1 protein-coding gene is annotated in these 274 nt (G+C 39.4%); it reads right to left on the minus strand.

The genetic code is table 11. The features are described 5' to 3' along the window. Nucleotides 1-274: phosphatidylcholine/phosphatidylserine synthase (locus tag AOA62_RS01770; RefSeq protein WP_368665701.1), on the minus strand; the 274-nt coding region annotated here is incomplete at both ends.

Here is a 274-nt window from a genome sequence, read left to right on the forward strand (position 1 = left end):
GTAATTATCTCAGGAAGTGTTTCAACAAATAAGGTTAGTATCGCTAATATACCTCCGGCAGCAGTGATTGGCACACCTGAAAAATAATTATTGGATGATTTACTCGTATTCACATTAAACCTAGCCAGTCGATACGCTCCAAAAAGAGGGAATAAACCAGCAACAGCAAAGCCTAATAAATCGAACTGATAAAAATAAGTATAGTAAACAAGGAAAGACGGCGCTACCCCGAAGGTAACTATATCGGCAAGAGAATCCAGTTCCTTCCCAAAGG

Origin of the sequence: Pseudomonas sp. 2995-3 (assembly GCF_002742565.1) — a bacterium.
Classification (GTDB): domain Bacteria; phylum Pseudomonadota; class Gammaproteobacteria; order Pseudomonadales; family Pseudomonadaceae; genus Aquipseudomonas; species Aquipseudomonas edaphica.